13 protein-coding genes are annotated in these 14,993 nt (G+C 72.7%); 7 read left to right on the top strand and 6 right to left on the bottom strand.

What is annotated here, in order from left to right; all coding sequences use genetic code 11:
* Positions 1–47 precede the first annotated feature (47 nt).
* Positions 48–1,457 (bottom strand): amidase, encoded by a 1,410-nt coding sequence (locus tag ACQP1S_RS04830; RefSeq protein WP_432903421.1) that lies wholly within the window; start codon positions 1,455–1,457, stop codon positions 48–50.
* An 18-nt stretch (positions 1,458–1,475) separates the two neighbouring features.
* Positions 1,476–2,615 (bottom strand): cystathionine gamma-synthase, encoded by a 1,140-nt coding sequence (locus tag ACQP1S_RS04825; RefSeq protein ID WP_091248253.1) that lies wholly within the window; start codon positions 2,613–2,615, stop codon positions 1,476–1,478.
* Between the two features lie 134 nt (positions 2,616–2,749).
* Between ACQP1S_RS04825 and ACQP1S_RS04820 the strand changes: the two genes are divergently transcribed.
* The 5 genes from ACQP1S_RS04820 to ACQP1S_RS04800 all read left to right on the top strand — a co-directional run bounded on the left by ACQP1S_RS04820 (position 2,750) and on the right by ACQP1S_RS04800 (position 9,073).
* On the top strand, positions 2,750–3,166 hold the full coding sequence (locus ACQP1S_RS04820) for an HIT family protein (RefSeq protein ID WP_432903417.1): 417 nt from the start codon (positions 2,750–2,752) through the stop codon (positions 3,164–3,166).
* Between the two features lie 220 nt (positions 3,167–3,386).
* Positions 3,387–4,049, top strand: a complete 663-nt coding sequence (msrA, locus tag ACQP1S_RS04815) for a peptide-methionine (S)-S-oxide reductase MsrA (RefSeq protein WP_432903414.1) — start codon at positions 3,387–3,389, stop codon at positions 4,047–4,049.
* 232 nt (positions 4,050–4,281) lie between these two features.
* Positions 4,282–6,072, top strand: a complete 1,791-nt coding sequence (locus ACQP1S_RS04810) for an N-acetylglutaminylglutamine amidotransferase (RefSeq protein ID WP_432903411.1) — start codon at positions 4,282–4,284, stop codon at positions 6,070–6,072.
* A 2-nt stretch (positions 6,073–6,074) separates the two neighbouring features.
* On the top strand, positions 6,075–7,901 hold the full coding sequence (gene ngg / locus ACQP1S_RS04805; RefSeq protein ID WP_091248243.1) for an N-acetylglutaminylglutamine synthetase: 1,827 nt from the start codon (positions 6,075–6,077) through the stop codon (positions 7,899–7,901).
* Positions 7,898–9,073, top strand: a complete 1,176-nt coding sequence (locus tag ACQP1S_RS04800; RefSeq protein ID WP_091248240.1) for an osmoprotectant NAGGN system M42 family peptidase — start codon at positions 7,898–7,900, stop codon at positions 9,071–9,073. The genes ngg and ACQP1S_RS04800 overlap by 4 nt, the downstream gene beginning before the upstream one ends.
* A gap of 135 nt (positions 9,074–9,208) precedes the next feature.
* Here ACQP1S_RS04800 and ACQP1S_RS04795 read toward each other — a convergent pair whose 3' ends face one another.
* The gene (locus tag ACQP1S_RS04795; protein WP_432903406.1) at positions 9,209–10,930 is read right to left on the bottom strand and encodes an alpha/beta hydrolase domain-containing protein; all 1,722 of its coding nucleotides are present in this window, start codon (positions 10,928–10,930) and stop codon (positions 9,209–9,211) included.
* A gap of 473 nt (positions 10,931–11,403) precedes the next feature.
* On the opposite strand from ACQP1S_RS04795, the gene ACQP1S_RS04790 reads away from it, so the two are divergent.
* Positions 11,404–12,333: a ribonuclease Z gene (locus tag ACQP1S_RS04790; protein WP_432903403.1), complete on the top strand. Its 930-nt coding sequence runs from the start codon at positions 11,404–11,406 to the stop codon at positions 12,331–12,333.
* Positions 12,330–12,848 carry an N-acetyltransferase family protein gene (locus ACQP1S_RS04785; RefSeq protein ID WP_432903400.1) on the top strand — a complete coding sequence of 173 codons (519 nt, stop codon included), beginning with the start codon at positions 12,330–12,332 and terminating at the stop codon, positions 12,846–12,848. The genes ACQP1S_RS04790 and ACQP1S_RS04785 overlap by 4 nt, the downstream gene beginning before the upstream one ends.
* Before the next feature lie 10 nt (positions 12,849–12,858).
* Here ACQP1S_RS04785 and ACQP1S_RS04780 read toward each other — a convergent pair whose 3' ends face one another.
* The 3 genes from ACQP1S_RS04780 to ACQP1S_RS04770 form a co-directional block, all read right to left on the bottom strand.
* The gene (locus tag ACQP1S_RS04780) at positions 12,859–13,131 is read right to left on the bottom strand and encodes a hypothetical protein (RefSeq protein WP_432903397.1); all 273 of its coding nucleotides are present in this window, start codon (positions 13,129–13,131) and stop codon (positions 12,859–12,861) included.
* A 52-nt stretch (positions 13,132–13,183) separates the two neighbouring features.
* Positions 13,184–14,554 (bottom strand): cystathionine beta-synthase, encoded by a 1,371-nt coding sequence (locus ACQP1S_RS04775; RefSeq protein ID WP_432903394.1) that lies wholly within the window; start codon positions 14,552–14,554, stop codon positions 13,184–13,186.
* Between the two features lie 75 nt (positions 14,555–14,629).
* Positions 14,630–14,986: a YkvA family protein gene (locus tag ACQP1S_RS04770; protein ID WP_091248227.1), complete on the bottom strand. Its 357-nt coding sequence runs from the start codon at positions 14,984–14,986 to the stop codon at positions 14,630–14,632.
* Positions 14,987–14,993 lie beyond the last annotated feature (7 nt).

Here is a 14,993-nt window from a genome sequence, read left to right as displayed (position 1 = left end):
GGCGGACGACCCGGGCCGGCGGACCCGGCCGGCCGGCGGCAGGCGGGTCAGGCGACGGCCGGGGAGCCCGTGTCGACCCGGGGGTAGCCGGGGGCGTGCCGGGTCCACGGGGCCTGCATCTCGAACTGCCCGGCGATGCCGAGCAGCAGCAGCTCCGAGCCGGGCGGGCCGACCAGCTGCGCGGCGACCGGCAGGCCGTCCGGCCGGCGACCCACCGGCACCACGATCGACGGCAGGCCCGCGACGTTCCACGGGGCGGCGAACGGGGCGTACCGGATGTTGGTCTTCATGTTCGCCAGCCAGGACCGGCCGGACCAGGCGGTGGCCTCCGGCGGCGGCCCGGCCAGCGCCGGGGTGAGCAGCAGGTCGACCGCGTGGTCGGTGAAGAAGCCGATGGAGCGTTCCCGCCAGGCGGCCCGGTCGGCCTCCCGCACGTACCCCCGGCGTTGGGCCCACTCCCCCAGCGCGACGTGGCGGCGGCTGCGCCGTTGCAGGCCGCGCCGGTCGATACCGGCGGCCCGCACGTCTGCCGCGGCGGCGGCGAACCAGGTGGCGATGCCCTGGAGGCCGAGCGCGGTCGGATAGACCGGGTCGGCGGGTACGGTGTCGTGCCCCGCGGCGGCGAGCAGCCGACCGGCGGCGGCCACCGCGTCCCGGTTGGGCGCGTCCGGGGAGACGCCGCGCACCGGCGAGCGCAGCGACACGCCGACCCGCAGCCGGGACGGTGGGACCAGCGTGTCCGGGCGACGCCCGGCGAGCACCTGGAAACCGACGGCGGCATCGGCGACCGTGGTGGTGAGCATGCCGTGCTCGGTCAGCCCGAACCAGTCCTCCGCACCGAGCTGGCACGGGACCACGCCCCGGCCCGGCTTGAGCCCGACCAGGCCGCAGCAGGCCGCCGGGATGCGGATCGACCCGAGCCCGTCGTTGCCGTGCGCGATCGGCACCAGGCCGGCCGCGACCGCGGCGGCGGCCCCGCCCGAGGACCCCCCGGGGGTACGCCGGACGTCCCACGGGTTGCGGGTGACGGCGGACGCGTCGTCGGTGATCGCCCAGAGCCCCAGTTCCGGCATCCGGGTCACCCCGAGGATCACCGCGCCCGCGCCACGCAACCGCCGCACCACCTCGTGGTCGGCCTCCGCCACCGGGGTGCGCGCCGCGGCCGAACCGTTCCAGGTGGGCAGCCCGGCGACCGGGGTGTTCTCCTTGACCGCGACCGGCACCCCGGCGAGCGGGAGGTTCGCCAGGTCCTCCTGCTCGTCGACCTTCTCCGCCTCGGTGATCGCCTCCCCGCCGCGTACCGCACGGAACGCGGCGAGGTCGGCGTCGGCCCGGCCGATGTGGTCGAGGTGGTCGGCGACGACCTGGGTGGCGGAGACGTCGCCCCGGCGTACGCCCCGGGCGATCTGCTTGGCGGTCGCCCCCACCCAGGTCGGCATGATGTCCTGCACGGCCACCTTCTCCCCAGCCCGCGGTCAGCCCAGCGCCTGCTCCAGATCGGCGAGCAGGTCGTCGACCGTCTCGATGCCGACAGACAGTCGCACGAGATCGCCGGGAACTTCAAGCGGCGAGCCGGCAGCACTTGCGTGTGTCATCCGGCCCGGGTGCTCGATCAGGGATTCCACCCCGCCGAGCGACTCGGCGAGGACGAACAGCCGGGCCCGGTTGCAGATCTGCACGGCGTGCTCCTCGCCACCGGCGGCCCGGAAGGAGATCATGCCGCCGAACCGGCGCATCTGCTTGGCGGCCACCTCGTGCCCGGGGTGCGACGGCAGGCCCGGATAGATCACCTGGGCCACCTTGGCGTGCCCGTCGAGGAAGGCGGCGATCCGCTCGGCGTTGTCGCAGTGCCGGTCCATCCGTACCCCGAGGGTCTTGATGCCGCGCAGGGTGAGCCAGGCGTCGAACGGCCCGTTGATCGCGCCCATCGCGTTCTGGTGGTAGCGCAGTTCGTCGCCGAGCGCCGTGTCCGCGACGACCAGCGCGCCACCGACCACGTCGGAGTGCCCGCCGACGTACTTGGTGGTGGAGTGCACCACCACGTCCGCGCCGTGTGCGAGCGGCTGCTGCAGGTAGGGCGAGGCGAAGGTGTTGTCGACCGCCAGCAGCGCGCCCGCGTCGTGCGCGACCGCGGCCAGGGTGGCGATGTCGGCGATGCCGAGCAGCGGGTTGGTCGGCGTCTCCACCCAGACGATCTTCGTGTCGGGGCGGATCGCCGCCCGGACCGCGTCGATGTCGGAGACCTTCGCCGGGGTGTACGTCAGCCCCCAGCGCTCGGCGACCCGGGCGAACAGCCGGTAGGTGCCGCCGTACGCGTCGTCGGGGATCACCACGTGGTCGCCGGGCCGGCAGACGGCCCGCAGCAGGGTGTCCTCGGCGGCCAGGCCGCTGGCGAAGGCGAGGCCGACCCGGCCACCCTCCAGCGCGGCCAGGCACTCCTGGAGCGCGTCCCGGGTGGGGTTGCCGGAGCGGCTGTACTCGTAGCCCTGCCGGGGCGCGCCGACGGCGTCCTGGGCGTACGTGCTGGTCTGGTAGATCGGTGGGATCACCGCGCCGGTCCGGGCCTCCGGGTCCTGGCCGGCGTGGATGGCGAGCGTCTCGAAGCCGTGACTCATCCCGCAGACGTTAGTCCGCCGCACCCACCGGCCGGACGGAACCCGCACCTGCCGTAGACGATCAGTCGAGGCGGGGCGCGGGGGCGACGTGCGGGGTGCCAGCGGGCGCGGGGGTCCGGCAGTAGGCTGCGCCGATGGGTGGGTGTGTGTTCTGCGGCATCGTGGGCGGGGAGGTGCCGGCGTTCCGGGTGGCCGACGAGCCGGACGGGGTGGCGTTCCTGGACACCCGGCCGGTCTTCAAGGGGCACGTCCTGGTGGTGCCCCGGGACCATCTGGTCACCCTGACCGACCTGCCGGCGGCGGCCCTGCCCGGCTACTTCGGGCTGGTGCAGCGCCTGGCGGTGGCCGTGGAGTCCGGCCTGGGGTCCGGTGGGACGTTCGTGGCGATGAACAACAAGGTGTCCCAGTCGGTGGCCCACCTGCACACCCACGTGGTGCCGAGGACGAAGGGCGACGGCCTGCGCGGCTTCTTCTGGCCGCGCACCCGCTACGCCGACGACGCCGAGGCCGACTCCTACGCCACCCGCATCACCACCGCCCTCCCCTCCTGACCCCGGCCCCGGCCCCGGCCCCGGCCCCGGCCATCGGATCTTGGCGGGTTCCGGGCCCCCAGAGAGGCCGTTTCTTTCCAAGATCGGCCGGCATCCGGGATGCCGGCCGGAGACGGGGCGACATTGGGGGGCCGCAGCGGGCGAGAGGCGGGGCTCAGTGGGTAAGGAAGCCGGGCCCGCCGGTGTTGCATGCGGGGAGAGGTACGAGAGGAGTTCCACCGTGTTCCTTCGCCGCATGAAGGCCGAGATGATCAGCCCCGACCAGGCCCTGCCCGGCCGCCCGATCGCGATGCCGATCGGGGACCGGCACGAGGTGCTGCCGTCGTCGCTGAAGGGCCCGTTCCCGGAGGGTGCCCAGGTCGCCGTCTTCGGCATGGGCTGCTTCTGGGGCGCCGAGCGGCTGTTCTGGACCCTGCCGGGGGTGCTGACCACGTCGGCCGGTTACGCGGGCGGCTACAGCGCCAACCCGACCTACGAGGAGGTGTGTTCGGGGATGACCGGGCACGCCGAGGTGGTCCAGGTGGTCTACGACCCCGCCGTGATCAGCTACGAGGACCTGCTCAAGGTGTTCTGGGAGAACCACGACCCGACCCAGGGCATGCGTCAGGGCAACGACGTCGGCAGCCAGTACCGCTCGACGATCTACACCACCGGCGACGCGCAGCTGGCCACCGCGCAGGCGTCCCGGGACGCGTTCGCGCCGATCGTGGCGCGGGCCGGCAAGGGTGAGATCACCACCGAGATCGCCCCGCTGGGCGACTACTTCTTCGCCGAGGACTACCACCAGCAGTATCTGGCCCCGACGAAAAATCCGGGCGGTTATTGCAACCACGGGCCCAACGGGCTGAGCTGCCCGGTCGGGGTGGCCCGTACCGCTGGCTGAGCGGCGGTCCCGAACCCGGCCGTCGGGCGACCCGCCGGGCGGCGTTGACCGGGCCTGCGGTGTTTGTCACATCGCGGGCCCGGGGCGAATCGGGCACCGGTCGGGCCCCGGGCAGGAACGTCGGCCCGCGCGGCAACGTCACGGTGAGTGGCGCACATACTAGCAATCCCGTAACACGGCCGACATCAGCTCAACAGGCGAAGTGCAACAACCTCTGGCAGCATTGGCTGGCATGTGCGGACTTGCGGGAGAGTTCCGCCGTGACGGTTCCCGGGCCGATGTGTCGGCGGTGGAACGCATGGCGGCCACGATGAGTGACCGGGGGCCCGACGACAGCGGAATGTGGTCACAGGGGGCCACCGCCCTCGGACACCGCCGCTTGAAGATCATCGACCTCTCCGCCGCCAGCGGGCAACCGATCGTCGACCCGGCCGCCGGGCTCACCGGCGTGTTCAACGGCTGCATCTACAACTACCGCGAGCTGCGCGAGGAGTTGCAGGCCAAGGGGCACCGCTTCTTCTCCTCCGGCGACAGCGAGGTGGTGGTCAAGGCGTACGCCGAGTGGGGGCTCGACTTCGTCGACCACCTGATCGGCATGTTCGCCGTCGCGATCACCGAGCGGGACACCGGCCGGCTGGTGCTGGCCCGGGACCGGCTCGGCATCAAGCCGCTCTACCTGGCCGAGACGCCGGGCGTGGTGCGGTTCGCCAGCACCCTGCCCGCCCTGCTGGCCGGTGGCGGGATCGACACCTCCATCGACCCGGTGGCGCTGTCGCACTACCTCAGCTTCCACAGCATCGTGCCGCCGCCGCGCACCATCCTGCGCGGCGTCGCCAAGCTCCCCCCGGCCACCGTCCGGGTCTACGAGCCGGACGGCCGCACCCACGAGCGGGTCTACTGGGACCCGTCCTTCACCCGGGACGCGTCACGCGCCGACTGGTCGGCCCGCGACTGGGAGGACGCCCTGCTGGAGTCGCTGACCACCGCGGTACGCCGCCGGATGGTCGCCGACGTCCCGGTGGGCGTGCTGCTCTCCGGCGGCCTGGACTCCAGCCTGGTGGTGGCGCTGCTGGCCGGCGAGGGGCAGACCCGCTCCGGGCTGTCCACCTTCTCCATCGGCTTCGACGCCGTCGGCGGCCGCGAGGGCGACGAGTTCGTCTACTCCGACCTGGTGGCGAAGACCTTCGGCACCGACCACCACCAGCTCAAGGTGGCCGCCGGTGACCTGGTGCCACCGCTGGAGGCGGCGGTGGCCGCGATGAGCGAGCCGATGGTCAGCCACGACTGCGTCGCCTTCTACCTGCTCAGCCAGGAGGTGTCCAAGCACGTCAAGGTGGTCCAGTCCGGCCAGGGCGCGGACGAGATCCTCGGTGGCTACCACTGGTACCCGCCGCTGGCCGGCATCGACCGGGAGCAGGCGCTCGACACGTACGCGAAGGCGTTCTTCGACCGGGACGCGGCCGGACTGGCCCGGGTGCTCCACCCGGCGTGGCTGGCCGACGGCGATCCGGCGCGCGAGTTCGTGGCCGCCCACCTGGGCCGGGCCGGGGCGCAGACCGCCGTCGACGCCGGCCTGCGGATCGACACCCAGATCATGCTCACCGACGACCCGGTGAAGCGGGTCGACAACATGACCATGGCGCACGGCCTGGAGGCCCGGGTGCCGTTCCTCGACCACGAGTTCGTGGAGCTGGCGGCGAGCTGCCCGCCCGAGCTGAAGCTGGCCCAGGGCGGCAAGGGCGTGCTCAAGGAGATCGGCCGCCGGGTCCTGCCGCACGAGGTGATCGACCGCCCCAAGGGCTACTTCCCGGTGCCCGGCCTGACCCATCTGGAGGGCAAGCTCCTCGGCCGGGTCCGTGACGCGCTCGGCGCGCCGCAGGCCCGCCGCCGCGACCTGTTCCGTGCCGACTACGTCAATGCGCTGCTCGCCGACCCGAACGCCGAACTGACCCCGTTGAACGGAAACAAACTGTGGCAACTGGGACTTCTGGAAATGTGGCTCCAGAGCCACGGAATCGACTGACCGTGAACGAGACCCTCGCGACCGGCACGGCCCGTACCGACCGGGAGCGGGTGCTCGGCCGTCGCCGGGAACGGACCGGACCCGGCGGCGACCCGATGGCCCCGGACGCCCCGGAACCGCGACAGCGCCCCACCGGGCCGGCCGACGTGGTGCTCGACTGCGGCTGGGGGCGGCTGGTGTTCGGCCAGACCTTCGCCGAGCAGGTCGCGGTGGCTTATGTGCTGCGGTCCGAGGCGGCCGGTGCCCGGGACATCTGCATCTACCTGCGCGACCCGCACCTGCTGGTGTCCCGGCTCCCCGACGAGTTGTTCATCGACCCGTCGCTGACCTACCGGTTGCCGCTGGGCGCGCACCGGCCCGCCGCCACCGAGCGCACCGAGATCCCCGGGCTGACCGTCCGGCCGCTGCGCGACGCCGACGACGCGGACGCGGTGAACCGGATCTACGCCCGCAACGGCATGGTCACCGCGCCGGTGGAGGTGCTGGTCGACAACGCCGGCACGGACCGGTTCCTGCACCTGGTGGCCGAGGCGAGCACCGGGGAGATCGTCGGCACCATCACCGGCGTCGACCACGTGGCGGTCTTCGGCGACCGGGAGAACGGCGCGAGCCTCTGGTGTCTGACCGTGGACTTCAACACCGCGCCGCCCGGCACCGGTCAGGCCCTGCTCACCGAGCTGGCCGACCGGCTGGACGAGCGGGGACGCGCCTTCGTCGACCTGTCGGTGCTCGCCGAGAACTCCGGCGCGATCCGGCTCTATGAGCGGCTGGGCTTCCACCGGACCGGCACACTGTGTGTCAAGCGGAAGAACCCGATCAACCAGCGGCTCTTCCTGCCGGCTGCCCCGGCGGGATACGCCCAGCTCAACCCGTACGCGAGGATCGTCGCCGACGAGGCGATGCGGCGCGGCATCCGGGTGGAGGTCACCGACCCGCACTGGGGTGAACTGCGGTTGACCAACGGCGGCCGGACGATCGTCACCCGCGAGTCGCTGTCCGAGCTGACCTCGGCGGTGGCGATGAGCCGCTGCGACGACAAGCGGGTCACCCGGCGCATCCTCACCGAGGCGGGCCTGTCGGTGCCGCGCGGCCGGACCGCCACCGGGGAGCCAGACGACCTGGCCTTCCTCACCGAGGTCGGCCCGGTGGTGGTCAAGCCGGCCCGGGGCGAGCAGGGCAACGGGATCACCGTCGGGGTGCGGACCGCCGAGGCGCTGGCGACCGCCGTCGAGCTGGCCCGCCGGTTCTGCCCCGACGTGCTGATCGAGGAGCTGCGCGCGGGCGAGGACCTGCGGGTGATCGTCATCGACCACGAGGTGGTGGCCGCCGCCGTACGTCGACCGGCGCAGATCACCGGCGACGGGGTGCACGGCATCACCGAGCTGATCGCGCGGCAGAGCCGGCGACGGGCCGCCGCCACCGGGGGTGAGTCCCGCATCCCGGTCGACGAGATGACCCGCGAGGTGGTGGCCGAGGCCGGGCACCGGATGGACGACGTGCTGCCCGAGGGACAGGTGCTGGCGGTGCGCCGGACGGCGAACCTCCACACCGGTGGCACAATCCACGACGTGACGGCCGAACTGCACCCGACGATCGCCACCGCCTGCGTGGCGGCGACCCGGGCCCTGGACATCCCGGTGACCGGGCTGGACCTGCTGGTCCCCGCCCCCGACCAGCCCGAGCACGTGTTCATCGAGGCGAACGAGCGGCCGGGGCTGGCCAACCACGAGCCCCAGCCGACCGCCGAGCGCTTCGTGGACCTGCTCTTCCCGGGCACCCGTGCCCCGCAGCGTCTCTGGAGCCCGGCCGGGCCCGGAGGGGTCGCGTGAGCCTCAAGCCCCTGGAGATCGACCTGGACTACCTGCGCCAGGTGCTGGTGGAACTGCTGGACATCCCGAGCCCGTCGGGGCGGACCGACCACGTGCAGCAGTACGTCGGGGAGCGCCTCTCCGCGCTCGGCATCCCGTCCACGTTGACCCGGCGGGGGGCGCTCAGCGCCTGCCTGCCCGGCCCCCGGCAGACCGGTGCGGACCGGGCCATCGTGGTGCACACCGACACCATCGGCGGCATGGTCAAGCGGCTCAAGGAGAACGGCCGGCTGGAGCTGAAGACCATCGGCACCCACTCGGCCCGGTTCGCCGAGGGTGCGCACGTCCGGATCTTCACCGACGACCTGGACCGGGTGATCACCGGCCAGGTGCTGCCGTTGAAGGCCAGCGGGCACCGCTACAACGACGACGTCGACCTCCAGGGCGTCGGCTGGGAGCACGTCGAGGTACGCGTCGACGAGCCGGTCGAGGACATCGCCGGGCTGCGGGCGCTCGGCATCGACGCGGGCGACTTCGTGGCGTTCCTGCCCAACCCGATGGTCACCCCGTCCGGTTACGTGAAGTCCCGGCACCTGGACGACAAGGCCGGGGTGGCGGCGGTGCTGACCGCGTTGAAGGCGGTGGTGGACGCCGGCATCACCCCCACGGTCACCGCCCACCTGCTGGTCACCGTCACCGAGGAGATCGGCCACGGGGCCAGCCACGGCCTGGACCCGGACGTCGCCGAGATCGTCTCGGTGGACGCGGCGGTGGTCGCCCCCGGCCAGCAGTCCCGGGAGGACGCGGCGACCCTGGCGATGGGTGACGGGGTCGGCCCGTTCGACTACCACCTGACCCGCAACCTGGCCGCCATCGCCCGGGAGCACGGGGTGGACCTGGTCCGCGACGTCTTCGACTACTACCGCTCGGATGTCGCGGCAGCGGTCGAGGCGGGCGCACACGCCCGGGTGGCGCTGCTCGGCTTCGGGGTGGACGCCACCCACGGCCACGAGCGCACCCACCTGGAAGGGCTGCGCCACCTGGCCCAGTTGCTCTGCCTCTATCTCCAGAGCGACCTGGTCTTTCCCGAGTGGGACGCCGAGCCGGAGGGCGACCTGGCCGACTTCCCGTCCCTGGCGGTGCAGCCGGCAGGCGGGGACGGCCCCCGCGAGGGCCCGATCGGCATCGACTGACCGGCTCCGCACCGCGTCACCGTCGGTCGGCTGGACGCCGTCGTGACGGTGTCACCGGTGAGCGGCGGGTACGACGTGTCCCGTCGTACCCGCCGCTCACCGAGCGCGTCGGTCACTCACCGCCGGCCGGCCGGGTCACCGGCTGCGGCGTTCCGCCGCGTCGAGCAGGGCGATCAGCGCCCCGGTGACCCGCAGCACCGCGTCCCGGGCGCCCGGGTCACCGGTGATCCGCAGCTGCGCCCGGTCGGCCAACTGGCCCAGCAGTTCACTCGCCCGGGCCACGTTCCCGGCGGTGCCGGCCTGCTCGGCCCGGTGCAGCCGGTCCTCCAGCCGGGCCGCCACGTACTCGGTGATCCGGCCGGCGGCGACGTACTCCGCGATCAGGTACCGCAGGTCGGAGTACCAGGCGGGGTCGCGGGTGAACGACGCGGGAAGGTGACCGGCGTCGGCGGCGGCGAGCGTCGCCGCGACGGCGGCGTCCACGTACGACCCGACGGTCGGGTAGCGGGTGGCGAGTTGCGCGTCGGTCAACGGCACCGAACTGCCGTCGAGGAAGCAGAAGCCGGGGCCGCTGTTGCTGCCGCTGTTGATCCGCAGCGGCACCTGGTGCTGGGCGAGCCGGATGCCACCGAGGGCGAGCCCGAGGTCGTCCCGGGCGATGGCCGGCGGGGTCGTCGTGGTCGTCTGGATCTGTGGGGCGGTCGGCGGGGTCACACCGTGGGCGACCCAGGTGACGGTGTGGTCGTACACCGCGTTCTGCACCATGTGCTGCGGGACGCGCGACAGCGAGGGCAGCGTGCAGGTCTGCGGCTCGCCCGGGTAGCCACCGGGGTAGCTGCCGATGTCCCGCTTGCGCAGCGGCCCGTAGTCGGTGATCAGCTTCCAGTCGCCGTGCGAGGCGCCGGCGACCTCCCAGGACCGCAGGACGGGCGAGTCGGCCTGGGCCCGGGCCGCTGCGGGCAGGATGCCGCTGGCCACGTCCCCCTCCGAGTTGATCCGGAACACCGGCGTCGCCAGGTCGGTGCGTAGCACCCCGCCGCCGCCGTGCAGGACGACCGCGTCGAGGACGTTGGCCGACGGCTGGACGCCGTTGTAGTAGTTCGCGAGCCGGCCGGCGGACTGCGAGTGGCCGGTGGCGATCACGTACTGCGGGGCGGGCAGCTTGCCCAGCGGGTCGACCCCGGTCGGGTTGCGGACCGCCTTCACCGCCTGGCTGAAGATGTCGTACGAGAGGCTGTCGTCGGTGACCGTGCCGCCCACGGTGACGTCCAGCGGGCCGTAGCGGGTCGGGCTCCACGCCTTGAGACCGGTGGCGGAGTGCAGCCCGGCCCGCTGGGCGGAGACCCCGACCCAGGCGTAGCCCGAGCGGATCAGGTGCTCGTGCGACTGGAACCAGTCGACCTCCTGGTCCCACTGGTTGCTGACGTTGTTCCACTCGGCGATCACGGTGCCGTTGAACTTCTTGGTGTTGGCCGGCCGCCGGACCACCAGCCGGGTGCCGTACGGCTGGTCGGTGCCGAGGACCGTCGCGTTCTGGGTGCCCGGCACCGCGTACCGGGTGGCGGTGCCGAAGAGGAAGAACTCCTCCTCGACGTAGCCGGCGGCGGCCAGGTCGACGTCGGTGGCGAGGAACGGATAGCCGTGGCCGGGGTCGCCGACCGGGGTGGTCCGGGCGATCGGCCCGGCGACCACCGGGTTCGCCACGTTCTGTCCGGTGGCGGTGGACGGGCGGGGTGCGGCCGAGTCGGCCGCGGTCGCCGGGACGGCCGGACCGGTGGCCACGGCCAACGCGCCGGCCAGGCCGAACGCGAACAGTGTTCGTCGGGTGTTCCTTCGGGCGGTGGACGAAACGGGCACGGTTCACCTCACGGGGGAGCGACCGAGGGGACGGCTCGGGCGGGCAGCGGCGGGAGGTGGCCGCTGTGGGGCAGAGAGTAATGCTCACTTCAAGCGAAAGATAGGCCGGATGAGCACGAACTTTCGCTTCGTTGAACAAAAGTCACCGGGCGGCGACCCTCCCCCGCCGGCATGACGCCGTCTGCGGTATCTCGCGAAAAATCACTACCGGCACCCCGGGGGCAGTAGGTAGCGTGGCGGTACACGGGAAAGGAGGTGGTCCAGACTTGTATAGCAATCGGACTCGTGAGGTGGCTGTCCGCTAGCCGCTGTCCTCGACAGTGAAACACCAAGCATGATCGTCGAGACCGTGTGGCAGCGGTGCGGCGAAACCACGACAGCCACCCGACCCCCGGGGTGCCGACCCAGTCCAGTCGGCCCGCGCGCAAGCGCGGAAGCCCCGGGGGTCGCTTCGTTCCCGGGGGAGGCCGGCGGTGTCCATGCGTGAGCTGACGGTGCTCGGCACGGCCAGCCAGACGCCCACCCGGCTGCGCAACCACAACGGTTACGTGCTGCGCTGGGACGACGAGGTCATCCTCTTCGACCCGGGCGAGGGCAGCCAGCGGCAGCTCCTGCACACCGGGGTCACCGCCACCGACCTGACCCGGATCTGCGTCACCCACTTCCACGGCGACCACTGCCTCGGCCTGCCCGGCACCATCCAGCGGCTCTCCCTGGACCGGGTGCCGCACCCGGTGGCGGTGCACTTCCCGGCCGGCGGGGCCGACTACTTCGCCCGGCTGCGGCACGCCAGCAGCTTCCACGAGACCGCCGAGCTGGCCGTCGCGCCGATCACCGCCGACGGGCAGCGGATCACCCTGGGCGTCGGCACGCTGGAGGCCCGCCGGCTGCGGCACCCGATCGAGACGTACGGGTACCGGCTGGTTGAGCCGGACGGCTGCCGGATGCTGCCGGAGCGGCTGTCCGCGTACGGCATCGGCGGGCCGGCGGTCGGGGAGCTGCTGCGCGTCGGGCACCTGGACGTCGGCGGACGCCGCGTCACCCGGGACGAGGTGAGCGTCGTCCGGCCGGGGCAGCGGTTCGCCTTCGTGATGGACACCGGCCTCTGCGACGGGGTGTACGCCCTCGCCGAACACGCCGACCTGCTGGTCATCGAGTCGACGTTCCTGGCGTCGGAGGCCGCGCTCGCCGCCGAGGTCGGCCACCTGACCGCCGGCCAGGCCGCCCGGGTGGCCACCGAGTCGGGGGTACGCACGCTGGTGCTCACCCACTTCTCCCAGCGGTACGCCGATCCGCGCCGCTTCCACGACGAGGCCCGGGAGCACTTCACCGGGGAGCTGGTGATCGCCGCGGACCTGACCACCGTGCCGGTCCCGCCCCGGCGGGTAGCCTCGGCCGGGTGACCGTCACGCTCCGTCCCGCCGTCGCCGACGACCTGATGTCGGTGGGCGCCCTGCACCAGCGCTCCCGGGTCGCGGCGTACTCGTCGTTCCTGCCGCCCGGGGCGCTGGCCGACCCGACGCCCGAGGCGATGGGGGCGTACTGGGTCGAGCGGTGGAGGTGGGAGCGCGACGAGCACCTGATGACCGTGGCCGAGCGGGACGGCCGGCTGGTCGGGTTCAGCTATCTCGGCCCGGACGACGAGGGCGACCCGGTGACCGGCCTGCTCAACGCCATCCACCTCGACCCGGCCGAGCGGGGCCGGGGCACCGGCCGGGCGCTGATGGTGGACGCGCTGGACACCATGCGGGCCCGGGGCTGGCGTCGGGGGGTGCTGTGGGTGCTGGAGAGCAACGCTCCGGCCCGGCACTTCTACGAGCGCGGCGGCTGGCAGGCCACCGGCGATCGTCGGGACGAGCGGATCGGCCCCACCCGCACCCCACAGCTGCGCTACGCCCGGCAGCTACCGGGCTGCTGACGCGGGCGGGTCAGGTGCCGTCCTGGTCCGCGTCGACCGAGAAGTTGATCACTGAGAGATGGCCGTCGCCGTCCTCGACGACCTTCATCAGCATGGTCTCGGCATAGATGTTGTCGTTGTCGTTGAAGGTGTCCCGCCCGGTGTGCGCGGAGTACGGCGCGGCGGCGTACACCGTGCTGTTGAGGGCCTCGTCGAACATCACTTGGGTGGTGAGCACCCGGTCGTTGGCCACGTGCACCATCGCGTGGATGTGCGTGGTGCGACCACCCCACTGCGGTCGCACCGGACGTGCTGCGGGGCCCCGCCGGACGGCAGGGCCCCGCAGCTGCGTCGAATCAGTGCGCGCCGAGGTGGGCGAGCAGGTCCTGACGGGTCAGTACGCCCTTGGGCTTGCCGTCGACCAGCACCAGCGCCGCGTCGGACTTCTCCAACAGGCCCACCGCCTCGCTCACCGGCTGACCGCCGCCGATCATCGGCAGCGGGTCGCCCATGTGCCGCTCGATGGTGTCGTGCAGGTGCGCCTGACCGGTGAAGAGGGCGTCCAACAGGTCCCGCTCGGCGATCGAGCCGGCCACCTCCCCGGTCACCACCGGCGGCTCGGCCTTGAGCACCGGGAGCTGCGAGACGCCGTACTCGCGCATGTAGTCGATGGCGTCGCGGACCGTCTCGGTCGGGTGGACGTGCACCAGCTCGGGCAGGCCGCCCGGCTTGCTCGCCAGCGCGTCGGCCACGGTCGGCTCGGTGCCGGCGTGGTCCAGGAAGCCGTACCGGGCCATCCACCGGTCGTTGAAGATCTTGGACAGGTAGCCCTTGCCGCTGTCGGGCAGCAGCACCACGATCACGTCGTCCGGGCCGGCCGCGCGGGCCACCTCCAGCGCCGCCACCACGGCCATCCCGCAGGAGCCACCGACCAGCAGACCCTCCTCGCGGGCCAGCCGCCGGGTCATCTCGAAGGACGCCTTGTCGGAGACCTCGATGATCTCGTCGGCGATCCCCCGGTCGTACGTCTCGGGCCAGAAGTCCTCACCGACGCCCTCGACCAGGTAGGGCCGGCCGGTGCCGCCGGAGTAGACCGAGCCCTCCGGGTCCGCCCCGATCACCCGGACCCGCCCCTCGGAGGCTTCCTTGAGGTAACGCCCGATGCCGGTGATGGTGCCGCCGGTGCCGACCCCCGTGACGAAGTGGGTGAGCCCACCCCCGGTCTGCTTCCACAGCTCCGGGCCGGTGGTCTCGTAGTGCGAACGCGGGTTGGCCGGGTTGCTGTACTGGTCGGGCTTCCACGCGCCGGGGATCTCCCGGGCCAGCCGGTCGGAGACGTTGTAGTAGGAGCGCGGGTCCTCCGGGGCGACGGCGGTCGGGCAGACCACCACCTCGGCGCCGTATGCCCGGAGCACGTCCTGCTTGTCCTGGCTGACCTTGTCGGGGCAGACGAAGACGCAGTGGTAGCCCTTGAGCTGGGCCACCAGGGCCAGCCCGACACCGGTGTTGCCGCTGGTCGGCTCGACGATGGTGCCACCGGGCTTGAGCAGCCCGGCGGCCTCGGCGTCCTCCACCATCCGCAGCGCGATCCGGTCCTTCACCGAACCGCCCGGGTTGAGGTACTCCACCTTCGCCAGCACGGTCGCCCCGATGCCCTCGGTGACGTTGCGCAGTCGTACCAGCGGGGTGTTGCCGATCAGGTCGACGACGTTGTCGTAGTACTGCACCTCGTTGTGCCCTTCGTTGCGGCGCCGACGACGGCGGCCTGGCAGACGGTCCTTCGTCGCTCAGGGTACGTGCTGTCAGAGCGCCACATGACCGGGGATGACGGAGCCGCGACGCGCCTCCCACTCCAGGAAACGCTCGGTCTCCGACAGCACGCTGCCGGCCAGCCAGGTGACCATCACGGCGTCGTCCACCAGACCGAGGACGGTCAGGAACAGCTCCGGCACCAGGTCGACCGGCGACACGACGTAGACCGTGGCCGCCGTCATCATCGCCAGCCGGAGCCCGCCGTCGTACTCGCCCCGGGCGGTGGCCCGGATCATCCGGGGCAGCGCCGCCAGCCGGGTGCCCAGCGACGGACCACCGCGCGCGCCCGCCGCCAGCGACCGGGCCAATGCCGTGAAGGCCGCGGTCCGCTTCAATGTCCTACCCATCTCATCC

The organism is Micromonospora matsumotoense (genome assembly GCF_050951065.1).
Classification (GTDB): Bacteria; Actinomycetota; Actinomycetes; order Mycobacteriales; family Micromonosporaceae; genus Micromonospora; species Micromonospora matsumotoensis.
The sequence above is the reverse complement of the archived record's forward strand: the minus strand, read 5'-3'. Positions and strand labels throughout refer to the sequence as shown.

Bases quoted from the DNA above. Each gene is read 5' to 3' on its own strand.
- ACQP1S_RS04825 (WP_091248253.1), bottom strand. From the start codon at position 2,615: ATGAGTCACGGCTTCGAGACGCTCGCCATCCACGCCGGCCAGGACCCG.
- ACQP1S_RS04820 (WP_432903417.1), top strand. From the start codon at position 2,750: ATGGGTGGGTGTGTGTTCTGCGGCATCGTGGGCGGGGAGGTGCCGGCG.
- ACQP1S_RS04810 (WP_432903411.1), top strand. From the start codon at position 4,282: ATGTGCGGACTTGCGGGAGAGTTCCGCCGTGACGGTTCCCGGGCCGAT.
- ACQP1S_RS04770 (WP_091248227.1), bottom strand. From the start codon at position 14,986: ATGGGTAGGACATTGAAGCGGACCGCGGCCTTCACGGCATTGGCCCGG.